Below are 23,150 nucleotides of genomic sequence, written 5' to 3'. Positions count from 1 at the left end.
TGCAGCCGGAAGCGCAGATCACCATGACATCGCGCTCACACGCTCCCGGTGACGTGCACGGTGTGCCGAATCCCCTCCCTCGCCATCTTCGCGTACGGACAAATCGCCTCGGTCTCCGCGACGAGCGCACGCGCATCATCGGCGCCGACGCCCGGCATGCCGACCTCGACATCGAGCGCGATCGCAAACAGGCCATCCGCCGGATCGCGCTGAAACGTTACGCTGGCCGAAATCGCGAAATCGGCCGGCAGCCGAATCCGGCGCCTCGTCGCAACCAGTATCAACGCGCCATGAAAACACGCGGCGAAACCGGCCGCGAACAATTGCTCCGGATTCGTGCCACCACCCGCGCCACCCAGCTCAGCCGGCAGGCGCAACGACACATCCAGCTCACCGGTTCCCGAACGCGCGCGTCCGGACGATCGCCCATGCCCCGATTCCCCGCCGGTGACGGTCACCGTCGTCGTGTAGAGCGGCAGCGGTTCGCTGCCGATGTAAGGCTCGAGTAGCGAGATCGAAGGACGCGTCGTGCGATGCATGGTATTGCTCCCGAATAAAAGCGGACGCGGATGGCTTTCGCCGCACCACGTCGAATGAACAAGCGAAGTAGCCGGTGCCGCCGACATCGCCTTCATCGCGCTGTCGTGTCGCATGCAGCCCGGCGAGCAATCGTGACGGGCTGCGGACGCCAAATCCATCAGATGAATTCGAAATTTCCGTTCCCGCCGCGCGCCTCGGTCGCCCGCCCTCACCCGCAAACCCACGCCCCACCTGCCTCTCCGGACAAAACCGGGATTTCCCTAGGCTGACATGCCGCCGCGCACGCGGTTAAATAAATCAACGTGATTTATTTAATGCGCCGGTATTCGACGCAACATGGAAGGAGACGCCATGCGAAGCCCGCACATCGGTCAGGGAAGCAACTCGGCCAACGTGCGCCGTTACAACGAGCGCCTGCTGTTGAAGACGCTGCGCCGCGCGGGCAGCGCGTCGAAGGCCGACCTCGCCCGGCTCGCGAACATGACGGGCACGGCGGTCGGCAGCATCATCGCGTCGCTCGCCGATGCGAAGCTGATCGAATTCGCCGGCCGCACCGAAGGCCAGCGCGGCCAGCCGGCGTCGTTGATCCGCCTCGATCCGCGCGGCGCGTTCGGCATCGGCGTCCATCTCGACCGGATGCGCATCGAGACGGCGCTCGTCAATTTCGCGGGCGACGTGCTCGGCCGCCGCTCGCACGACACGCTGCTCCCCCCGCCCGCCGACGTGCTCGAGATCGTGCGGCGCGACATCGAGGCGATGCAGGACCTCCTTCCCGCCCATGAGCGCGCGCGCCTGACGGGCGTCGGCGTCGCCCAGCCGTACAACCTCGGCGCGTGGATGCGCGAGCTCGGCCTCGCACCCGACACGTTCCGCGCATGGGAAGACGTCGACTTCGCGAGCGACCTCGGGCGCACGCTGTCGCTGCCCGTGTTCGGCGAAAACGACGGCAACGCGGCCGCGATCGCCGAACTGTTCTACGGGTACGGCCGGCAGTGCGACGACTTCGTGTACCTGTTCATCGGTCCCGCGATCGGCGGCGGCATCGCGATCGACGGCGACTGCCTGCGCGGCGTGACCGGCAATGCCGGCGACATCGCCGTGATTCCCGTGCCGCCGAGCCGGCTGGCGTCCGCGCCGCCGCCGCGCGGTCCGTGGGACATCCTGCTCGCCCGCGCGTCGCTCCATGCGCTGGTGCGCCACCTGCGCCATCACGGCGAGACGGTCGAGAACCGCGCCGACCTCGAAGCCTGCATCGCGCGCGGCCTGCCGGCGGTCGACGAATGGATCGACGACTGCGTCGACGCGCTCGCGCCGGCATTGCGCGCGGTGCTGTGCGTCGTCGATGCGCCGGTGGTCGTGCTCGACGCCGATACCGACGCCGGCCTGCTCGATGCGGTGACGACCCGTCTGCGCGCGGCCCTCGTCGCCACCGCGCCGGAAGCGCGCGGCACCCCGACGCTCGTGCGCGGCACGTTCGGCGCCGACGCCGGTGCGATCGGCGCCGCGACGCTGCCGATGTACTTCAACTTCTCCCCGCGGGCCGGCATCCTCAAGGGCGCCCGCACCGAATCGCAGGAGGTCAACCATGTCGCGTTCTGAGTCGCCCCGGCCGCTGCTCGAGATGCGCCGGATCAGCAAGACGTTCCCGGCCGTGCGCGCGCTCGACAACGTCAGCCTGACCGTCTATCCGGGCGAGATCCACTCGCTGATGGGCGAGAACGGCGCGGGCAAGTCGACGCTGATGAAGATCCTGTCGGGTGCGTACCGCGCCGACGCCGGCGGCGAAATCCTGATCGACGGCGAGCGCATCGACGTCGACGGCCCGCTCGCCGCGCGCGATGCGGGCGTCGCGGTGATCTACCAGGAGCTGTGCCTCGCGCCGAACCTGACCGTCGCGGAAAACATCTACGTCGGCCGCGAACTGCGGCGCGGCAACCGGCGCTGGGGCACCATCGACCGCGCGGCAATGGCGCGCGGCTGCCAGGACGTGCTCACGCGCCTCGGCGCCCCGTTCGGGCCCGACACGCTGGTCGGCACGCTGTCGATCGCCGAACAGCAGCTCGTCGAGATCGCACGCGCCGTGCACACCCGCGCACGCATCCTCGTGATGGACGAACCGACGACGCCGCTGTCGTCGCGCGAGACCGAGCACCTGTTCGGCCTGATCCGCCAGCTGCGCGAGGAAGGTCTCGCGATCATCTACATCAGCCACCGGATGGCGGAGATCTACGAACTGTCCGATCGCGTGTCGGTGCTGCGCGACGGCGCGTACGTCGGCACGCTCGAGCGCGAATCGCTGTCAGCCGAGCGGCTCGTCGCGATGATGGTGGGCCGCGACATCTCCGGCTTCTACAAGAAGGAACATGCGCCCTACGATCCCGGCCACCTGCTGCTGTCGGTACGCGACATCGCCGACGGCGAGCGCGTGCGCGGCTGCAGCCTCGACCTGCATGCCGGCGAGGTGCTCGGCATCGCCGGGCTCGTCGGCGCGGGCCGTACCGAGCTCGCGCGGCTGATCTTCGGCGCGGAACCGCGCACGCGCGGCGACGTGAAGTTGGGCGATCGCACGTTCGACGCGCATTCGCCGCGCGACGCGATCGACGCGGGCCTCGTCTACCTGACGGAAGACCGCAAGCGCCAGGGCCTGTTCCTGGACATGAGCGTGCGCGACAACATCAACATCTCCGTGTGCAACCGCGACGCGCGGCTCGGCGCGCTCGATCTCGTACGCGGCGCCGAACGCGCACGCGACGCGATTGCGTCGCTGTCGATCCGCGTGCCGAACGCGAACGTGAACGTCGGCGCGCTGTCGGGAGGCAACCAGCAGAAGGTGCTGCTGTCGCGCCTGCTCGAGACGAAGCCGCGCGTGCTGATCCTCGACGAACCGACGCGCGGCGTCGACATCGGCGCGAAATCCGAGATCTACCGGATCATCAACGAACTGGCCCGCGCGGGCGTCGGCGTGATCGTGATCTCGAGCGAATTGCCGGAAATCATCGGCGTCGCCGACCGCGTGCTCGTGATGCGCGAAGGCGAGATCGCCGGCGAACTCGGCGGCCACACGCACACGCCCATCACGCAGGAAGCGATCATCGCGCTCGCCACCGGCTCGCAGCCCGAACTCGCCGACGCGCACTGACCACGGCCCCTTCATTTCCTTCTTCTTTCAAGGTACCGACATGATCAACCCGACCAAGCAGCGGAACCTCGCTTCCGCGACGGCCCATCCGGTCGCCAATCGTACGCCGCTGATGCGCGGCGCCGATCATCGCGCGCGCATGCAATCGCTGATGCGCACCGCCGGCATGCTGCCGGTGCTGCTGGTCCTGTGCATCGGCTTCGGGTTCCTGACCGATGGCTTCTTCACGCTGCAGAACCTGTCGATCGTCACGCAGCAGGCATCGATCAACATCGTGCTTGCCGCCGGCATGACCTTCGTGATCCTGACGGGCGGCATCGACCTGTCGGTCGGCTCGGTACTCGCCGCGTCGGCCGTCGCCGCGCTGCTCGCGTCGACCATCCCCGGCTGGGGCTGGCTCGGCGTACCGATCGCACTCGCCGTCGGCCTCGTGTTCGGCGCGGTCAACGGCGGCCTGATCTCGTTCCTGCGCCTGCCGCCGTTCATCGTCACGCTCGGCGCGATGACCGCCGTGCGCGGCGTCGCCCGCCTGATCGGCAACGACACGACCGTCTTCAACCCGCAACTGCCGTTCGCGTTCATCGGCAACGGCACGATCCTCGGCGTGCCGTGGCTCGTCGTGATCGCCTGCGCGGTGATCGCGCTGTCGTGGTTCATCCTGCGCCGCACGGTGCTCGGGATGCGGATCTATTCGGTCGGCGGCAACCCGGAAGCCGCACGGCTGTCGGGCATCAACGTACGGGCGATCCAGCTGTTCGTGTATGCGGCGTCGGGCCTGCTCGCGGGCCTCGGCGCGGTGATGTCGGCCGCGCGGCTCTATGCGGCCAACGGTCTGCAGCTCGGCCAGTCGTACGAACTCGACGCGATTGCCGCGGTGATCCTCGGCGGCACGAGCTTCGTCGGCGGCGTCGGTTCGATCGTCGGCACGCTGATCGGCGCGCTGATCATCGCGGTCTTGACCAACGGCCTCGTGCTACTCGGCGTGTCCGACATCTGGCAGTACATCATCAAGGGGCTCGTGATCATCGGCGCGGTCGCGCTCGACCGCTATCGTCAGCGCGACTCGGCCCGTACCTGACACGCAATCCTCACTATTCAACCATCAGGGCGCAGGCAGGTCCTCCTGCGCCCGTCCGCCAACGGACCTTCCGGAGACACAACGACATGTTCAAGCAAAAAGCCGCCCTGACCGCCATCGCCTGCGCGCTCGCCTTCGGCGCCGCCGCCGCCCATGCAGCCGACAAGCCGCTGAAATCGATCGGCGTCACGGTCGGGTCGCTCGGCAACCCGTATTTCGTCACGATCGTGAAAGGCGCCGAAGCGCGTGCCAAACAGCTCAACCCGAACGCGAAGGTCACCGCCGTGTCGGCCGACTACGACCTGAACAAGCAGTTCACGCAGATCGACAACTTCATCTCCGCGCACGTCGACATGATCCTGCTCAACGCGACCGATCCGAAGGCGATCGAGCCGGCGGTGAAGAAGGCGCAGGCGGCGGGCATCACGGTCGTCGCGGTGGACGTCGCGGCTGCCGGCGCGAACGCGACCGTGCAGACCAACAACGTGAAGGCCGGCGAGCTCGCGTGCGACTACCTCGCGAAGAAGCTCAACGGCAAGGGCAACGTGATCATCGAGAACGGCCCGCAGGTGTCGGCCGTGATCGATCGCGTGAACGGCTGCAAGGCCGTGCTCGCGAAAAACCCGGGCATCAAGCTGCTGTCGAGCGACCAGGACGGCAAAGGCTCGCGCGAAGGCGGGATGAATACGATGCAGGGCTACCTGACGCGCTTTCCGAAACTCGACGGCGTGTTCACGATCAACGACCCGCAGGCGATCGGCAGCGATCTCGCGGCGAAACAGCTGAACCGCCCGAACATCGTGATCACGTCGGTCGACGGTGCGCCGGACATCGAGGTGGCGCTGAAGTCCAACACGCTCGTGCAGGCGTCGTCGAGCCAGGACCCGTGGGCGATGGCACAGCAGGCCGTCAACGTCGGCTACGGGATCATGAACGGCCAGAAGCCGGCCAACCCGATGATCCTGATCGAGCCGACGCTCATCACGCGCGACAACGTGAAGGGCTACAAGGGCTGGAGCAGCCCGCGCTGATCGCGCGACACGACCCGCGATTCCGGGCGGTGCCGGGCCGCGTCGCCGCGCGCGACACCGGCCCTGCCCGTCCGTTCACCCCAACCGCTGCACCGCCGTGCGACACGTCGCGGCACAAGGTTTCGACATGACGACGACGTTCCCCCGCCTGATCGTATTCGGCGAAGCGCTGACCGACTTCATCCGCGACGACGCGCAGCACTGGCGCAGCGTCGCCGGCGGCTCGTGCTGGAACGTGGCGCGCGTCGGCGCGCGGCTCGGCGTGCCGACCGCGTTCGCCGGCACGGTCAGCCGCGATATCTTCGGCGACGAACTGATGCGCAGGAGCGCCGAGGCCGGGCTCGACCCGCGCTTCATCCGGCAGGTCGATCGCGCGCCGCTGCTCGCGATGGTCGTGTCGAAACAGCCGCCCGACTATTTCTTCATCGGCGAGCACAGCGCCGATCTCGCGTTCGATCCGGCCGACCTGCCCGACGGCGCGCTCGACGCGGCCGAGATCGTGCACGTCGGCTCGCTCGGCGTCGTGCGCGAGCCGCTCGCGTCGCGCCTGATCGAAGTCGTGCAGGCCGCACGCGCGGCCGGCAAGCGGATCTCGTTCGATCCGAACTATCGCGCGCCGATGGCCGCGCCGTCATATCGCGACACGCTGCGCCGGCTGGCCAGTCTCGCCGACTGGATCAAGGTATCCGACGAAGATCTGCGCGGCCTGTTCCCCGAACTCGACGAAGCCGCCGCGCTCGCGCAATTGCGCGCGTGGGCGCCCGATGCGAGCGTGCTCGTCACGCGCGGCGCGGCCGGCATGCAGCTCCTGCATCGCGGCACCGCGCTGTTCCAGCCGGCGTTCGCGACCGAGGTTGCCGACACCGTCGGCTGCGGCGACGCGAGCATCGGGGGCTGGCTGGCCAGCCAGCTCATGCGCCCCGACGGATCGGCCGCCGATCATCTGCGCTACGCGGCAGCCTGTGCGGCGGTTGCCTGTGCGCATGCAGGCGCGTATGCGCCGACCGCTGCCGAGGTAGCCGACGTCATGGCCGGCTGCGCGGCGGCCGAACCGGTCGACGCCGCGCTGTCGGACTAGGCGGCACCGGAAAGCACCAGGCAGCGCATGCGCTGCCGTCCGGTCACGCGCCGCTCTTGCCGCGATTACCGCGCGCCTGCAGCAGTTGCAGGCTTTCGTCGACACTCAGTTCCGACATCGCATCTTCGCGCAGCGTATCGTCGGTCGCACGGCGCAGCGCATGCAGCGCGTGCTCCTTGAGCCGCACGATCGCGAGCTGTAGCCCGCGTGCCGCACATTCGGCCGCGAACGTGCGCAACGATTCGATCGTCGTGCCGTCGACGTCCGGGGTTTCCTCGAGACTCAGCATCACGGTATGCGTATCGGGCGCGGCCTTCATCAGCACACGCACGCGATTGAGCATCCGGTCCGCGTTCGCGAAGAACAGCTGCGCCTCGGGCCGCACGATCAGCACGCCGGGGACCGGCTTCGCATCGGCGTGATTCGCGACGTCGACGAAGTCGTGCCCGTCGCGCAGCCGGCCGAGCACGCTGACATTCGGCTCCGACAACTTGCGCAGCGTCAGCAGCAGGCTCACGCCGATGGCCGCGAGCAACCCGTGCAGCACGCCGAGCACGAGCACCGCGAGCAGCGCGGCGATCACGACGAGCCGGTCGCGATGCCAGACCCAGTACGGCCGGAACACCGACGGATGCAGCGAGTGGCTGACCGCGAAGATCACGATCGCGGCGAGCACGGGCTCCGGCGTGCGCGCGAGCTGCGGCAACAGCAGCCACACGATCAGCGCGACCACGCCGGCCGCCCACAAGCCCGCGAAACGCGACTGCGCACCGGCCGCCTCGTTCGCGGACGTCGCCGAATAGCCGGCGCCGACCGGCATCCCGTGCAGCAGCCCCGACACGAGGTTCGCGCAGCCGATCGCGACCAGGTCGCGGTTCGCCGACACGCTGTCGCCGTGCTTCAGCGCGAAGTTGCGAATCGATCCGTACGACTCCGCATACAGGATCAGCATCAGCGCGAAGGCAAGCTCGACCGTCTGCATCCATGCGTTGCGGTCGAGATGCGGCAGCCCGAATTCGAGGTGCCGGAAATCGATGTGACCGACGATCGCGATCCCGTAGTGCTGCCAGTCGACCACATAGCCGGCCGCGATCGACAACACGATCACGACGAGCGTCGCGGGCACGCGCGAGCGCCGCCCGAGCACGAACAGCAGCGCGAGCGCGGTCGCGCCGAGCGCCACGCTCGCGAGGTTCGCATGGGGCGCGCCGGTGACGAGATCGAGCGCGACGCGCGGCGCATCGCTGTGCTGCACGGAGATCGCGAGAATCTTCGGCAACTGCTTGATCACGATCGTCAGCGCCAGGCCGAACGTGAAGCCGCGCAGGACCGGACGCGCGACGAAGTCCGACATGCCGCCGAGCCGCGCGGCGCCCGCCAGGATGAACAGCACGCCGGTCATCGCGACGAGCGCGGCCGCCAGCGCGAGCTGCGCGGCAAGCGCCATCCCCGATTCGGCCAGCACGGTCGCCGCGAGCACGGCCGCCGACGACGAGGTCGACGACACGATCGCAAAGCGGCTGCTGCCGGTCAGCGCATAGACGACGAGCCCCGACAGCAGCGCGATGAGACCGGCTTGCGGCGGCAGGTTGGCGAGCCCCGCGTACGCGACCGCCTCGGGAATCAGCAGCCCGGCGATCGACAGGCCGGCCAGCGCATCGAGGCCGATGCGCTGCCGGGGCGGCGGCGCCGCTGCATCGAGTGCGGCAAAATGCTCGGGATGCTGCGGGCCGGCATCCGGACGGGGCTGGGCGGTCGTCATGAGGCCGTAGGCGCCGGGCGCGTGTCAGGGTTTGACGGCGATGACACCCGACCAGCCGGGCAGATAGCGTGCGTCCTGCTCGTGTGCACGGCGCAGCGAGACGTCGAGCGCTTTCGCGAAGTTCTTGCGGATCTGGTCGAGCGTCACGTGCTGGCGCAGGTAGTCGGCCCACAGGAATTCGCTGAACGGTGTCGCATCCTTCGCGTAGCCGCCGGCCGTGCGCAGTTCGCCCGCGAGGCTCCGGTACGGATCGTCCTCGAGCCCCGTCAGCGCCTTCGGCAGATGCGCGTAATCGCGACGCGAGCCGTCCGCGCCGAACGGATGCACCCACTGGTTGTGTTCCATCATCCGCCAGAAGATCGTGTCGTCGAGCCAGGACAGATCCTTCAGCAGCATCGCGTTCACGCGCGCCTCCCCTTCCTCGATCAGCGCGAGGCCGAGATGGTGATGGTCGGTGATGTAGTGCAGCCCGCCCGGGCCGAGGACGGCCGGAAACCAGTGGGACTCGATCGCGGCCTTGCGTGCGCGCTTGTCGAGCGCCTTCCAGTGCTTGCGCTTCGCTTTCACTTCGCGATAGCCGACCGTCATTTGCGTCGGACGCAGTGCGTCGAGCCGGACGGGAATGAGATGAACGTCGTTGCCGAGTGCCATGGTCGTACCCCATGTTGCGAATTTCCGGCAACGATACTCCTGATCTTGCGAGCCGTTAATACGTCGCGACCTCGACATGCGTGCGCTTGACCATCTCTGACAACCGGCCGCGCTTGCGCGCGACGCTATGCACGCAGGTCGTCGCGCTCGAGACGATGACGGACGTACGGAATACCGTCGTGAACGACGCTCACGCGCCGCATCCCGAGCTTGCGCGCGACATTCAGCGAACCCGTGTTCGCCTCCGCGATATCGGCGATCACGCGCGGCAACCGCACGGTGTCGAACGCGTGACGCACGACGGCCGCGGCGGCTTCGCTCGCGATGCCGCGTCCCCACGCCGCGCGCACGAGCCGCCAGCCGATCTCCACATCCCGCCCGCCCGCCGCATGGTCGGGAATCAGCAGGATCCAGCCGATGAACGTGTCGGACGCGGCCTTCTCGAAGATCGACCAGTAGCCGAGGCCCGGCGGATAAGCGCGCGTGATCCGGTGCGTGACGAAGCGGCGATGTTCGTCCGGGTCGTGCCACGGGCCCGCGATGTACCGCGTGACCTCCGGATCGCGATCCATCTCGATGCTCGCGTCGAGATCGGCCAGCACGCGCGGGCGCAGCCACAGCCGCGCGGTCTCCAGGACGGGCAGCGCGGCAACGGACGGGTCGGTCATCTGGACTCCTGATTCGGTGGCGATGGGCATCGCGTGCATTACATAACTGATACAAAAAGCCTTCCGGCATGATACAGACGCCTGTCGCTCGTCTCGCGCGCGCTCATTTCCGTTTTCTCAATAGTTCATTTCATAGGGATTATTCCCGATTCGCGGGTATCGCGCCCCACATCGCGCGGCGCCGCGGCCTACACTCGATCCATGCCCCGCGCCGCGCGCAGGCCGGGCCGGCATCCGCCTGCCGATCGTGCGCGCGCAAGCCAACGAGGAGACCCGGACATGAGCTGGACCCGCGAACAACGCAACGTCACGATCGCCGCCTACCTGGGATGGACGCTCGACGCGTTCGATTTTTTCCTGATGGTCTTCGTGCTGAAGGACATCGCCGCCGAATTCGCGTCGACGATCCCCGCGGTTGCGTTTGCGCTCACGCTGACGCTCGCGATGCGCCCGATCGGCGCGCTGATCTTCGGCCGGCTCGCCGATCGCTTCGGCCGCCGTCCGACGCTGATGGTCAACATTGCGTGCTACTCGCTGCTCGAACTCGCGTCGGGCTTCGCGCCGAGCCTCACCGCGCTGCTGGTGCTGCGTGCGCTGTTCGGCATCGCGATGGGCGGCGAATGGGGCGTCGGCTCCGCGCTGACGATGGAAACCGTGCCGACCCATGCGCGCGGCTTCGTGTCGGGCCTGCTGCAGGCCGGCTATCCGAGCGGCTACCTGCTCGCGTCCGTCGTGTTCGGCCTGTTCTACCCGTACATCGGCTGGCGCGGCATGTTCATGGTCGGCGTGCTGCCCGCGCTGCTCGTGCTGTACGTGCGCACGCACGTGCCCGAATCGCCGGCCTGGAAGCTGATGGCAAAGCGTCCGCGGCCGAGCCTCGGCGCCACGCTGCAGCAGAACTGGAAGCTCACGATCTACGCGATCGTGCTGATGACCGCGTTCAACTTCTTCTCGCACGGCACGCAGGATCTCTACCCGACCTTCCTGCGCGAACAGCATCACTTCGATCCGCACACCGTGTCGTGGATCACGATCGTGCTGAACCTCGGCGCGATCGTCGGCGGCCTGTCGTTCGGCGCGATCTCGGAACGGATCGGCCGCCGTCGCGCGATCTTCATCGCCGCGCTGATCGCGCTGCCGGTGCTGCCGCTGTGGGCGTTCTCGAGCGGCCCGGTCGCGCTCGCCGCCGGCGCGTTCCTGATGCAGATCTCGGTACAGGGTGCGTGGGGCGTGATCCCCGTCCACCTGAACGAGATCTCGCCCGACGAGATCCGCGCGACCTTCCCCGGCGTCGTCTACCAGCTCGGCAACCTGCTTGCGTCGGGCAACGCGACGATGCAGGCGTCGCTCGCGGTTTCCCAGGGCAACAACTACAGTTTCGCGCTGGCGCTCGTGGCCGGCATCGTCGCCGTCGTGATCGCCGTGCTGATCCTGTTCAGCCGCGAACGGCGCGGTATCGACATGACGCAATCGGTCAATACGCGTACCACCGTCGGCTGAGCCCGCGCATTGCCGCATCGCACCATCGCGCGTGCCCCGTCCCGCCGGGGCCGCGCGAAATACTTTCCGCAGCTGCACATCGAACTAGAGGAATTTGTCCAGATTCCCCGCTTGCACGCGCCGCCCGCGTTTTTTTATCTTAATAAAAACGGCTGTTTGAATCAGATAATCAAATCACCTGTTCGCGGCCGAGCGACCGGCATTGGGAGGCGGGACATGGCAGTAAGTCAGGAGGGACGACCGTCCGCGGGACGGCCGTCCGGGACGCGGTCATCCGGCAATCGGCAGACCGGCGGGACGAAGGCGCGCATTCTCGATGCGGCCGAGGACCTGTTCATCGAACATGGCTTCGAAGCGATGTCGATGCGGCAGATCACGTCGCGCGCGGCGGTGAACCTCGCCGCGGTCAACTATCACTTCGGCAGCAAGGAAGCGCTGATCCACGCGATGCTCTCGCGTCGGCTCGATCAGCTCAACCAGGAACGCCTTGGCATCCTCGACCGCTTCGATGCGCAACTCGGTGCGCACATCACCTGCGAGCACGTGCTCGGCGCGATGTTCATTCCCGCGCTGAAGGCGTCACGCGACCCCGATCGCGGCGGCCCCGCGTTCCTCCGGCTGATCGGCCGCGCATACACCGATCCGTCGCCGTTCGTACGCAACTTCCTGACCGCGCACTATGCGAGCGTCGCGGGCCGCTTCTTCGACGCGTTCCAGCGCGCGCTGCCGCATCTGCCGCGCACGGAACTCGGCTGGCGGCTGCACTTCGCGATCGGCGCGCTGTCCGGCGCGCTGGCCGGTGCCGAAACCGAAAGCCTGATCGACGAATTCTCGCAAGGCCGCACGATGAACGACGTGCAGATGATCGCGCGGCTGTCCTCGCTGATCGTCGCCGCGCTGAAGGCGCCGATGCCGGACAGCGCGCAGTTGTCGATCTTCGCGGCCGTGCTCGACGACGCGGGCGCGAGCGAAGCGTTCGGGCTGTCGTCGAGTACGGCGGCGGCCGATACGGCGCCGGTGCCTTCGGCGAGCTGATCGCGCCAGGCCGCGCAGGCGGCGATTCACGATATGGGCGGCCCGTGCCGGCGTTGATGCGCCGGCACGGGCCGAACGAATGTCATGCGGCGGGAGCCAAGGCAGGCTTGCTTTCGTCGACGAAAAGCATGGGGTACGAGCAAGCGCTGAAGCGCTGACGCTCACCGACCGCAAAGCTTGGGACGAGAGCAAGCGCTGAAACGCCAACTTTCGTCGACCGCGAAGCATGGGACGAGAGTAAGCGCTAAAGCGCTAACTCTCGTCGACACCGGAGACACATCATGGCCTCATCCGCAGCAACCGCAGCGGCCCAGCTCCCGCCGAACAGCGACGGCATCTGGTACGCGTCGTATCCGCCCGGCGTGCCGCACGAGATCGACGTCACGCAATACGCGTCGCTCGTGCAGTTCTTCGACGAATGCACGACGCGCTTCGCCGAGCGGGTCGCGTACGTGAGCGCAGGCGCATCGATGACCTACCGCACGCTCGCGCAGAAAGTCGAGGCGTTCGCGTCGTATCTGCAAAGCACCGGCGTGAAGCCGGGCGACCGCGTCGCGATCATGCTGCCGAACACGTTCCAGTACCCGGTCGCGCTGTTCGGCACGCTGAAGGCAGGCGCGATCGTCGTCAACGTCAACCCGCTCTACACCGCGCGCGAACTCGCGCACCAGTTGAAGGACAGCGGCGCGCAAACGATCGTCGTGTTCGAGAACTTCGCGCGCACGCTGCAGGACGCGTTGCCTGAAACGCAGGTGAAGAACATCGTCGTCACCGCGCTCGGCGACCTCCTCGCCGACGGTCTCAATGCAAAGGGACACCTGATCAATTTCGTGCTGAAGCACGTGAAGAAGCTCGTGCCGGCCTACAGCCTGCCGCAGGCGATCCGGCTGCGCTCCGCCCTCGCGCTCGGCGCACGCGTCAAACCGCAACCGGTGCGGACGACACGCGACGATCTCGCGTTCCTGCAATACACGGGCGGCACGACCGGCGTCGCAAAAGGCGCGATGCTCACGCACGGCAACCTGATCGCGAACCTGCTGCAGGCCAAGGCGTGGATCGCCGACCAGGTCTCGGGCGACGTCGAGACCGTGCTGACGCCGCTGCCGCTCTATCACATCTATTCGCTGACGGTGAACGCGTTCATCTTCATGGGGCTCGGCGGGCGCAACATCCTGATCGCGAACCCGCGCGACATGAACATGGTGATGAAGATCATCCGCAACGAAACGTTCACCGGGATCACCGGGATCAACACGCTGTACAACGCGTTCCTCGACAACGAGGAATTCCGCAAGCGCGACTTCTCGAAGCTCAAGCTCGCGATGGCGGGCGGCATGGCGATGCAGCGCGCGGTCGCGGAGCGCTTTCAGCAGGTCACGGGCCGGCCGGTCGTCGAAGGCTACGGGCTCACCGAATGCTCGCCGATCGTCACGATGAATCCGGTGGACCTGACCGACATGGCTGCCTTCAGCGGCTCGATCGGCCTGCCGGCCCCGTCGACGCTCGTGCGCTTCCGTCGCGAGGACGGCACCTGGGCCGCCGTCGGCGAGCCGGGCGAGCTGTGCGTGCACGGTCCGCAGGTGATGCGCGGCTACTGGCAGCGGCCCGACGAGACCGCGAAGGTGATCGACGCCGACGGCTGGCTCGGCACCGGCGACATCGGCGTGATGGACGAGCGCGGCTTCATCCGCCTCATCGACCGCAAGAAGGACATGATCCTCGTCTCGGGCTTCAACGTGTACCCGAACGAGATCGAGGAAGTGCTGGTCATGCATCCGGGCATCAGCGAAGCCGCTGCGATCGGCATCCCGGACGAAGTACAGGGCGAGCGGATCAAGGTCTTCGTCGTGCGCCGCGACCCGACGCTGACGGTCGACGACGTGCTCGCACACTGCCGCAAGAACCTGACCGGCTACAAGATGCCGAAGTTCGTCGAATTCCGCGACGCGCTGCCGCAGACGAACGTCGGCAAGATCCTGCGCCGCGCGCTGCGCGACGAGGAACTCGCCAAGATCAAGGCCGCGAAGCAAGGCTGAACGATCCAACGCCCCGGGAGACGCTGTCGATGAACGAAGGAACCAGGCGGTGCGCCGCCGCGGCAGTCGCGTGCGTGCTGTCGCTCGCGCAAGCCGGCCTGCACGCGCAGGAAACCGCCGATGCCGCGAGCGCGGCACAGGAGGCCGCACTGCCGGCGGAGCTGGCGAAAGTCACGCGCGAGCCGGTCGCGCAGCAGGCGCGCTGGCTGCGCACGGCCGCACAACGCGGCGCGCTCGCGCAACTTGACGACGCGACGCTTGCAACGCTGTTCAAGGCACTCGATCCGCTCGCCGTACCGCTCTATATCCGCAACGGTCCCAACGGCTATCCGTCGTACCAGTTCACGATGGTGCGTCAGGAACGCATCAGCGGGAAATGGTCCGACACGCCCGACCGCATGCTCGTGAAGACGACCCGCGAGCCGTTGCGGGTGTATGCGAAATGGCTGCCGGGCGGCGCGCATGCGGGACAGGAGACGATCTACGACACGACACAGCGCAAGGACGAGATGTACGGCCATCTCGGCGGCCTGCTCGGCAAGATTCCGTTGTGGACGGCGCTCGACGGCGCACTCGCGCGCGCGCAGTCGAATCACCAGGTGAAGGATCTCGGCACCGAGTTCATCACGAACCTGTACCTGACCGAAGGAAAGAAATACCAGGAAGCCGGCGTGCAGCGGCCGACGCACGTGGAAGCGAAGACGATCGGCGGCGTGCGCGTCGTCGCGCTCACCTACGAGACGCCGACCGGCCGCCCCCAGTTCTATGCAAAGAAGGAAATTCTCGGGCTCGACCTGCGCGCGCCCTACTTCAGGACCGTCGAATCCTATGACAACGACGGCAGGATCTTCGAACGGATCGTCATCGAGAAAATCGCGCCGGCGACGCTCGACGAATCCGCGTTCGATCCGAAAAATCCGGACTACGCGTTCTGATCGTCAGCGGCGCCACCCACGTCGCGCTCAATCGTCGTCATCGTCGTGATGATGCTTGCGCCAATGCTTGTAATAGTGCTTGCGCCATTTCCGGTAGCCGTCGTCGTCCTCGTCGCCGTAGTAGCCGTATCCGTAACCCGGATAGGCGACCACCGCCGGCTGCGGCGCCACATAGACCGGCGCCGGCTCGACATAGACCGGTGCGACCGGCAGGCCGATGCCCACCGACAGGTCGACGTGCCCCGCCATTGCACTGCCGGAAGCGAGCAACGCCGCACCCCCGACCCACACCGCCAATCCCCGCTTGTTCATGTTTTCCTTCCCGGATCCGCCGGCCTGCCCGGCATGCGCGTGCAATGTAATCCCGCCGCGCGCCGCCAGGTGCTACGCCGTTGCGAGATTCGTAACGCGACGTAACGAAACGGCACTAGCCATTCGACCGAATCGCGAAAATGCACGGGAACGTCTATAGTGGGTTACGGTTCGACACAATCACGACTGCGCGCAGGTGGAACGAACAGGGTAAAATCCCGCCAAACACTTGGTGGGCGACCACGCCACACACACGCACAACATATTCTCTGACGCAGGCTCCTGCCGCACCTCAATGGCCAATCCCGCAGAATCCCATCCGCAAAACGACTTCATCAATTCGGCGCGCAAGGAACGTAAGCGTGTTGAAATCTATCTCGTCAACGGCATTCGTCTGACGGGGTGTATCGAGTCGTTCGACCAGTACCTGGTGATGCTGCGCACCCCCGTGGGTCTGCAAGGCATCTACAAGCGTGCGATTTCCACGATCCAGCTCGACACGGGCGGCTCGCGCCCGGGCGGCGGCGGTCCCCGCGGCCCGCGTACCGGCGGGCGGCCGGGCGGCCGCGAAGGCGGCGGCCACAGCCCGTACGGCTCGCACGGCGGCCCCCGCGAATCGCGCGGCGACGGCGGTTACGGCTCGCGCGAACCGCGTGAAGGTTACGGTTCCCGTGAACCGCGCGAAGGCTATGGCTCCCGCGAACCGCGCGAGGGTTATGGCGCGCCGCGCGAGCCCCGCGAAGGCTACGGCGCCCCCCGCGAAAGCTACGGCGCGCCGCGCGACGCCGGCGACGCATCGGGCAACACGTCGCCGTCCGACGCACGCGGCGGCAACGGGCCGGTGATCGTCACGCGCCGCCGGCGAATCGTGCCGGACGGCCAGTAAGACAAAAAGGGCAAGCCAAGTGGCTTGCCCTTTTTCCTGGTGGGCCGGCGCGGCATGTCGCCGCACCGGCCGTGCCGTGATCGCTCAGTGTGCCGTCGTCGGCAAGCCTGCGTCGGCCTCGCGCTGCAGCGAACGCACCTGCTGCTGCAACGCGCGCAGTTGCGACTGAAGCGCCGCCTGTTGTGCCTGCAACGCCGCCGTTTCGTTGCGGACGTTCTTCTGGCGATCCGCAACCGCTGCCTGCTGCTCGCGTGCGATCGAGATGTCCGCCTGCAGACGCCGCGCCCGCTCCTGCGTGACCTCGATCTGCCGGTCCGTCTGCGCCTTCTGCGATTCCAGCTTCGCCGCACGCAGCTCGTTGACGGACAGCCGTTCCGCCTGACGCGAGAAATCGCGATAGATCGCTTCCGCCCGCGTTTCGTCGTAAGTCTTGATCACGCGCCAGAACGCCTTCTGCTGGAACAGCGCGACGAAATAGGAACCGTCCTTCACGCTGAACAGCTGGCTCGCGCCGTAGCTGCCGTTATAGCTGGTGCGCATTTCCGTCAGCGAATGCGCCTGGATCAGGCGTTGCAGTTCGTCGACCGTGCTCTGCCCGGTCGTCTCGCCCGCCTGCGGCTGCACCGACGTCTGAACCTGTTGATCGATCACCGGAATCGCCGCCACCGGTGCCGACGCCTGCTGTACCGCCGGCGATGCATTGCCTCCCAGCCCCTGCGCGAACGCGCCCTGCACGCCTCCCATCATGGCGAGCAACACACACGCCCGCCCCAACCCCGTCATATGGCTCATGAATTTTGATTCCTGCCCGTGTCGTTGTAATTCAGCGCGATTTTATCGCATTAATTATTCGCTTTCGCGGGTCTCGGGCTCTTCGTCGAAGATCTGATATTTGCGCATCTTTTCCCACAGTACCTTCCGGCTGATGCCGAGCTGCTGCGCCGTATCCTGGCGCCGCCAACCGTTCGCGTCGAGCGCCGCGATCACGCGGCTGCGCTCGTTCATGTCCCACTTGCTGCGGTCGACGAACACCTCCGCCGCGCTCTCCACCGGCACCGGCTGCGCCGAATTGCGCGCATGTGCGACCAGCCGCTGCAGTCGCGCGGCATCCCAGCCGCCCGTTTGCCGCACCGTCACGCCGACGCGCTCCGCAAGGTTGCGCAGTTCGCGCACGTTGCCGGGGAAATAGCTGTCCGCGACCGCGTCCGCGAGCCAGTAAGGCAGGTCGGACAGCTGCGCGAGCCGCTCGTCGCCCACCACCTCCGCGACGAAGGACTTGAAGAGCGCGATCTTGTCGACCGCGCCCCGCTCCTCCAGCGACGGAATGCTCAGCTCGATCACCGCGAGCCGATAGTAAAGATCCGCGCGGAACAGGCCTTCCTTCACGAGCTGCGGCAGCTTCTTGTTGCTGGCCGCGACGAGACGAAAATCGACCTTGATCGGCGACGTCGCGCCGACCCGCAGCACGGCGCCGTCCTCGAGCACGCGCAACAGCTTGACCTGCTGGTACAACGGCAGATCGCCGACTTCGTCAAGGAACAGCGTGCCGCCCGCCGCCTGCTCGAAATAGCCTTTATGCGCAACAACCGCGCCGGTAAACGAGCCTTTCGCATGCCCGAAGAACAGCGATTCGAACAGGCCGTCCGGAATCGCCCCGCAGTTGACCGGCACGAATTCGCCGTCCCGGTAGCGCGAATGCTTTTGATGGAGCAGTTGCGCGATGCGTTCCTTGCCGACGCCGGTTTCGCCGTGCAGCAGCACGTTGGTGTCGCAGTCGGCGAACGTATCGACCTCGTGCAGCAGCGCCTGCATCGACTCCGAGTGCGCGACGAGTTCGGACGGCTGCAGCGTATCGGCCGCGTGCGCGCGCAGCTGCGTGACGAGCTTGCCGATCATCCCGCGCAATTCGGCGCACGTGAAGTCGAGCGGCAGGATGTGCGAATAGTCGGGCGGATACTGCGATGCGTCGTGGTCGCGCGCCGCGCCGACCCAGACGACCGGCATGCCGATGTTGGCCTGCCAGTCGCGCAGGAACGCCGCGCCGGTTTCGATCATCGTCACGCTGATGATCGCGAGCGACGGCCGCAATGCGGCGCGCTCCGGCGAAATTTCCGCATTGTCGGCGCGGATCACTTCGACGTCGAAGCTCGCCATGCAGCGGGCGACGCGGTCGACGATGTCCGCCTTGCCTTCCCAGACGTACAGGTCGAGTTCTGCGATTGCGGAGGTGGTTCTCATTGTTGATGCTTTCAATGAACGATTTGCGGGGCGTTGCAAGTCAGACCGTGTTGTATCACGGTCAGCTGGCCGATTTGCAATCCTAATGCCGTCACCAATGGTGTCACCAACCCGTTGAGCAATGGATTGACCAGCCCGAGCAGCAAAGGAATGAGCTGCCCCGTGAGCGGCTGAAGAATCTGGGTCAGGATGGATGCATCCAGTCCCAAAATGTTGAGCTGGAGCGATGTTCCGTTCAACAGATTGGTCAGTTGCACGTTGAGCGAGTTGGTTGCTGTCGACGACGTGGTCCAGTTGGGCCCCGGAGACCATGAGGACGAAGTGCACGCGCCGTTACCCGGCTTCGTATTGCAGAATGAGTATTGCGAACTGTTCGGATAAACGGTCCCCGTCCCGGTTAGCGGCAGGCTGGCGCTCAGCGCGCCCGGGGTCGAAGGCAACGGCGGCCCGCTGTAGATAGGCGTGCTGGTGCTGCTCCCAACGTACGCTACGGGATTCGAGAGTGACAAGCTGATTTGCAGAGCCGAAAAATTCCCGAGTATTCCCGCCCCCGACAGTTTCGCAACAGGAATCGTGCCGCTGCTGGACGCACAGCTCGGGGAATTGAGGTTCAGCGTGCCCCCGGTATTTTGTCCGGCGCAAATCATCGCCACACCCGGCAACGCGCCGAACGTCACGGTGCTCGATGCCGGGGTCGATTGGCAACTCGTGCTGGCCAGCCAGGCGCGCCCCGGGCCGCCCAGAATGACGTAGAGGGGCAAGTGCGGCCCGGTAAGCTGAAGCGTCAACAGGCCGGGAATTCCCAGCGGTGGCGGATCCGACAGCACTTGCACATCGACGTAGAGCCCGATCTCCGCTTGCGACGCCTGCGTGCGCCAGATGCCGTTCACTTGTCCAGCCTCGCCAATGCCGATCGACGGCGGCGCCAGCACCTGCAATTGCAGGCTATTGACTCGAACCAGCGACGACACCGCAGAAATCAGCGGGCAATACGCACTGCCGGGGCAGCTGGCTTGACTAACCGACACCGTCAGCGCGCTGTTGTATGCACCGATCTCCGCCGTTGCGAGCAACAACTGAAGCACATTGATGTTGGCGTTTGCCGCCGCCTCCGCATTGCTGCCCGAGTATTGGAGGAGACTGCCTAGCGAGATCTTGTTGACATTGACATTCGCACCCACTTTGCCGCCCAGCGCGCTCAGCACCGTGCCAACCGTGGTATTGCTGCCTACCGCCGTGGCGGTGAGGTTCAGGATATCCGCGACGGTCAGATTGAGACCGAGCAGCTTCCCGATGCTGGCAGGACTCGACATGCCGGCCGTGCCGAGCTGCACCGCCGCATTCGCCAACTGCCCAAGCGTGACGTTTGCTCCGGCCAGCGCCTGATAACTCGCCAAGCCCACATTGACGTTGGTCGTGGAACCCAGCAATCCGGTAAGTAGCGGATCGAGTATCGCGGACGACGAAGTGTTCAGGTTGGCAAGCGTCGAACCGACGCTAAACGTGTCGATCGCCGCCGCACGCGCGGTAGCCGTCGCGGACACCACCGCCTGCCGCCCGCTCAACTGATTCAACAACCCCAGGAAGAAGTAGTTCACCTGCCGGTAGGCCGTAACCTGGGCCGCATTCGCCACGGACGACGCCGGCGTCACGTAAGCGGTCGACGGATCCCATCTCCCGCAGCTGACGGCGATCTGATCGTTTCCCGCGGTCGGTTTTGCCGTCGCCGTAGTGCTGATCAACGCAAACGCATAACCCTTGTCGTTGATGGTCGCACTCGTATTCACATTGTTTTTCGCATCGCTCAGGCAACCGCTCGGATCGCTCGTCATCGGCTGCACTGCCGCCAACGCCGCGAGGTCCACGACCCGCTGCAAATCCCGCTTCTGCAAATACAGATTCGCGATGTCGATCACCCCGAGCACGACGATCGCGACCATGACCCAGATCGCCGCCATGACGACGATGGAGCCGCGTTGACGTCGCTTCCCCGGCCAGCGAGCACCCCGCCACCGAGATCCATATGGTTGATCTGCGCGCATCGTCATCTCGGTTACTGCGCACCCTGCCCACTACCCGACATGCCGCCGGACGAGCTGCCAAGTTGCGTGCTCATCGACTCGGGAATCTTGTTCTTGAACGAATCGAGATAGCGCTGATAAACGAGCGACGCGACGTCGCCGAGCATCGGTTGCGTCGGCGCCGCCGCGCGATTGTCTCGCTGCATCGAAAGCCACGCCTTCGTCGAACGGTCGACGTCAGATGCAGCCGGTGCGGTTCCCTGCTGCGCGTGTGCGGCTGCACTGACCATCGCCACGCCCAGGATCGCGCTCAACACCGCGACGCGGCCCGCAAGCGTGTTTCGATAATGTTGATTGTTCATGTCGTTCCCCGCCTGTCTGTTCATTGTGCAAACCGTTGCAGCAGCGGCACGGTCTGGTCATAGCCGAAGTTGTTTGCCATCGGCGTGATCGGCGCGGTCGCGGCGCGCCGCGACACCACCGGCGGCGTCGCGACCGCACGCTGCTGCGCACGTGCCGCGGCCGCGATTTTTGCGGCATCGCCAATGATGTCCTTGCGGATATCCGCCGGAAGATGCTGCTGGTTCATCAGCCGCTGCGCGTCCTGGGTGCGCCCGGCAGCGAGCAGATACAGCGCGAGGTTGCTGACGATCTTCGGATTGCGTTGATCCAGTTCTGCCGCCTTCATCAGCGGCACCCGCGCGCCGACCACATCGCCGTTACGCAATTTCGCATAGGCGAGATCGGACAGCAGCGGCGCGTCGGTCGGCGCGAGTTCGGACGCCTGCGTCAGGGCCTGCGCCGCCTGACCGAAATCGCCGGCCGCACCGGCGATCAACCCAAGCCCCCGGTAACCGCGCGCGGCGAGCGGCGTCTTCAGCAACTGCGTGTAGGCAGCCGCGCTGGCAGCCGGCTGGTCGGTCATGCGCAGTGCGTCCGCGCGCAGCAAGATCGAGTCAGGCGACACGCCGTACGCCTTGTCGTATGCGTCGATGTGCGCCAGCGACGCGTAATAGAGACCCTGTGCCTGCATCCGCTGGATCAGGCCGAGATACATCGCAGGCGTATCCGGCACCGCCTGTTTCTGGTCGGCCGCCTGAATCAGCGCCGCGCGTTCGGTCTGTGCACCGACGCCGTACCCGCTTTCCTTGGTCGCGCACGCGGCAAGCAGCAGCACCGCCGTCGCCACACTTGCGTGCCTCGCCATCCTGCTTATCCGCTTCATCGTCTTTCCTTCCAACCATCAATGACGCGCCGACAGCGCATGCAATACCGCCAAAAACCCGGGCCCCGCCGTCACGATCAACAGTGCGGGCAACAGCGTCAGGACCATGACCCCCGTCATCTTTACGGTCAGTCGACCGATCCGCTCGCGAAGCATCGCGCGGCGCGTCTCCCGCAGCCGATCGCCGAACTGCTTGAGCGGCTCCTGTACCGCTCCGCCGTGCTTGTCGACCTGCACCATCAACCGGGCAATCGCGCGCAAGTCCTCGTTGTCGAAACCGCTCGACAACCGTTGCATCGACTGATCGCGCGTGCGGCCCGCCGCGAACTGACGCTGTGCGATTCCGACCTCCGACGACAGCACCGGCATCATCCCGCGGAAATCGTTGGTCACGACCTGCAGGCTTTGATCCAGCGACAACCCGACTCCCTGCAACAGGCGCAACATATCGACGAACAGCGGCAGTTCATCGACGACGCTTTGGCGACGGGCGGCGGCACGGCGCCGCACGAATAGCTTCGGCAGCATGAAGCCGAGCCCGAAGGCAGCAAACATCCCGATCATCCAGTGGCCGCCCTTCATTTGTCCGCTGGCGAATATCGCGAACAGAAGCGGCAACCCGATCCCGCAAGCGATCCGCGCGCTCAGGAACAGTCCGCGCGAGCGCGTGTCGACGTAGCCGCATTGCTCGAGAAGCCGGCGATCCTCTTCCGCGACAATGTGCTTGCCGAACCCGGTATCGAGCCAGCGCATTCCCGCCGCCGACAATCGCGTCAGCATGCGCTCGATGCGCTGGCGGCCGGACGGTTCCGGTTTCGCGTCGGCACCGTCATCCGCCGTGGGCCGTACTTTGGCCGCCTCGAGTGCCGCCATGCGCTGGTCGAGCGCATCGGCCAGCGCACGTTCGGCACGCGACGCGGCGCTCGCACGCAGCAACGCGATCATTCCAAGCAGCAGCACGCCTAGCGCGCCAAGCGCCAGAGCGACCGATCCGATCTGAGTTGCCGTCATCGCA

Annotated in this window: 21 protein-coding genes; 10 read left to right on the top strand and 11 right to left on the bottom strand. The window is 66.4% G+C overall.

Annotated features, from left to right (window positions below; genetic code table 11):
• Positions 1–35: 35 nt before the first annotated feature.
• A complete protein-coding gene (locus U5771_RS23830) occupies positions 36–539 on the bottom strand; it encodes an Ohr family peroxiredoxin (RefSeq protein ID WP_322026230.1) in 504 nt (167 codons plus the stop codon).
• 352 nt (positions 540–891) lie between these two features.
• Here U5771_RS23830 and U5771_RS23825 point away from each other — a divergent pair, with 352 nt between their 5' ends.
• The 5 genes from U5771_RS23825 (at position 892) to U5771_RS23805 (ending at position 6,866) form a co-directional block, all read left to right on the top strand.
• Positions 892–2,139, top strand: a complete 1,248-nt coding sequence (locus U5771_RS23825) for an ROK family protein (RefSeq protein ID WP_322026229.1) — start codon at positions 892–894, stop codon at positions 2,137–2,139.
• Entirely contained in the window at positions 2,126–3,679 is a 1,554-nt protein-coding gene (locus tag U5771_RS23820; protein WP_322026228.1) for a sugar ABC transporter ATP-binding protein, read from the top strand. The genes U5771_RS23825 and U5771_RS23820 overlap by 14 nt, the downstream gene beginning before the upstream one ends.
• Before the next feature lie 40 nt (positions 3,680–3,719).
• Complete coding sequence (locus tag U5771_RS23815; protein ID WP_322026227.1) at positions 3,720–4,757, top strand: ABC transporter permease subunit; 1,038 nt, start codon at positions 3,720–3,722, stop codon at positions 4,755–4,757.
• An 86-nt stretch (positions 4,758–4,843) separates the two neighbouring features.
• Positions 4,844–5,788 carry an ABC transporter substrate-binding protein gene (locus U5771_RS23810; RefSeq protein WP_322026226.1) on the top strand — a complete coding sequence of 315 codons (945 nt, stop codon included), beginning with the start codon at positions 4,844–4,846 and terminating at the stop codon, positions 5,786–5,788.
• 127 nt (positions 5,789–5,915) lie between these two features.
• Entirely contained in the window at positions 5,916–6,866 is a 951-nt protein-coding gene (locus U5771_RS23805) for a carbohydrate kinase (RefSeq protein WP_322026225.1), read from the top strand.
• 43 nt (positions 6,867–6,909) lie between these two features.
• On the opposite strand, the gene U5771_RS23800 is transcribed toward U5771_RS23805, so the two are convergent.
• The 3 genes from U5771_RS23800 to U5771_RS23790 all read right to left on the bottom strand — a co-directional run bounded on the left by U5771_RS23800 (position 6,910) and on the right by U5771_RS23790 (position 9,947).
• Positions 6,910–8,628: a SulP family inorganic anion transporter gene (locus U5771_RS23800; protein WP_322026224.1), complete on the bottom strand. Its 1,719-nt coding sequence runs from the start codon at positions 8,626–8,628 to the stop codon at positions 6,910–6,912.
• Positions 8,629–8,652: 24 nt separating this feature from the next.
• Positions 8,653–9,279, bottom strand: a complete 627-nt coding sequence (locus U5771_RS23795; RefSeq protein WP_322026223.1) for a ParB-like protein — start codon at positions 9,277–9,279, stop codon at positions 8,653–8,655.
• Between the two features lie 125 nt (positions 9,280–9,404).
• Positions 9,405–9,947 (bottom strand): GNAT family N-acetyltransferase, encoded by a 543-nt coding sequence (locus U5771_RS23790; protein WP_322026222.1) that lies wholly within the window; start codon positions 9,945–9,947, stop codon positions 9,405–9,407.
• Between the two features lie 279 nt (positions 9,948–10,226).
• Between U5771_RS23790 and U5771_RS23785 the strand changes: the two genes are divergently transcribed.
• From U5771_RS23785 to U5771_RS23770, 4 genes are all read left to right on the top strand, one after another.
• Positions 10,227–11,447, top strand: a complete 1,221-nt coding sequence (locus U5771_RS23785) for an MFS transporter (RefSeq protein ID WP_322026221.1) — start codon at positions 10,227–10,229, stop codon at positions 11,445–11,447.
• A gap of 216 nt (positions 11,448–11,663) precedes the next feature.
• Positions 11,664–12,482 (top strand): TetR/AcrR family transcriptional regulator, encoded by an 819-nt coding sequence (locus U5771_RS23780; RefSeq protein WP_322026220.1) that lies wholly within the window; start codon positions 11,664–11,666, stop codon positions 12,480–12,482.
• 281 nt (positions 12,483–12,763) lie between these two features.
• Positions 12,764–14,518 (top strand): AMP-binding protein, encoded by a 1,755-nt coding sequence (locus U5771_RS23775; protein WP_322026219.1) that lies wholly within the window; start codon positions 12,764–12,766, stop codon positions 14,516–14,518.
• 29 nt (positions 14,519–14,547) lie between these two features.
• Positions 14,548–15,453, top strand: coding sequence for a DUF1571 domain-containing protein (locus U5771_RS23770; RefSeq protein WP_322026218.1), 906 nt, complete (start codon positions 14,548–14,550; stop codon positions 15,451–15,453).
• Positions 15,454–15,480: 27 nt separating this feature from the next.
• On the opposite strand, the gene U5771_RS23765 is transcribed toward U5771_RS23770, so the two are convergent.
• Positions 15,481–15,765, bottom strand: coding sequence for a hypothetical protein (locus U5771_RS23765; protein WP_322026217.1), 285 nt, complete (start codon positions 15,763–15,765; stop codon positions 15,481–15,483).
• A gap of 295 nt (positions 15,766–16,060) precedes the next feature.
• Here U5771_RS23765 and hfq point away from each other — a divergent pair, with 295 nt between their 5' ends.
• Positions 16,061–16,651: an RNA chaperone Hfq gene (gene hfq, locus U5771_RS23760; RefSeq protein ID WP_124615748.1), complete on the top strand. Its 591-nt coding sequence runs from the start codon at positions 16,061–16,063 to the stop codon at positions 16,649–16,651.
• Between the two features lie 84 nt (positions 16,652–16,735).
• On the opposite strand, the gene U5771_RS23755 is transcribed toward hfq, so the two are convergent.
• From U5771_RS23755 to U5771_RS23730, 6 genes are read right to left on the bottom strand one after another with little or no spacing between them, the layout of a single operon-like run.
• The gene (locus U5771_RS23755; RefSeq protein WP_322026216.1) at positions 16,736–17,443 is read right to left on the bottom strand and encodes a DUF2968 domain-containing protein; all 708 of its coding nucleotides are present in this window, start codon (positions 17,441–17,443) and stop codon (positions 16,736–16,738) included.
• A 54-nt stretch (positions 17,444–17,497) separates the two neighbouring features.
• Positions 17,498–18,889 (bottom strand): sigma-54 dependent transcriptional regulator, encoded by a 1,392-nt coding sequence (locus U5771_RS23750; RefSeq protein WP_322026215.1) that lies wholly within the window; start codon positions 18,887–18,889, stop codon positions 17,498–17,500.
• An 11-nt stretch (positions 18,890–18,900) separates the two neighbouring features.
• Complete coding sequence (locus U5771_RS23745; protein WP_322026214.1) at positions 18,901–20,931, bottom strand: pilus assembly protein TadG-related protein; 2,031 nt, start codon at positions 20,929–20,931, stop codon at positions 18,901–18,903.
• Between the two features lie 11 nt (positions 20,932–20,942).
• Positions 20,943–21,272, bottom strand: a complete 330-nt coding sequence (locus U5771_RS23740) for a DUF3613 domain-containing protein (RefSeq protein WP_322026213.1) — start codon at positions 21,270–21,272, stop codon at positions 20,943–20,945.
• Between the two features lie 20 nt (positions 21,273–21,292).
• Positions 21,293–22,135, bottom strand: coding sequence for a tetratricopeptide repeat protein (locus U5771_RS23735; RefSeq protein ID WP_322026212.1), 843 nt, complete (start codon positions 22,133–22,135; stop codon positions 21,293–21,295).
• An 18-nt stretch (positions 22,136–22,153) separates the two neighbouring features.
• Positions 22,154–23,146, bottom strand: a complete 993-nt coding sequence (locus U5771_RS23730; protein ID WP_322026211.1) for a type II secretion system F family protein — start codon at positions 23,144–23,146, stop codon at positions 22,154–22,156.
• Positions 23,147–23,150: the final 4 nt, after the last annotated feature.

This window comes from Burkholderia sp. BCC1977 (assembly GCF_905339595.1).
In the GTDB taxonomy this organism is placed as follows: domain Bacteria; phylum Pseudomonadota; class Gammaproteobacteria; order Burkholderiales; family Burkholderiaceae; genus Burkholderia.
The sequence above is the reverse complement of the archived record's forward strand: the minus strand, read 5'-3'. Positions and strand labels throughout refer to the sequence as shown.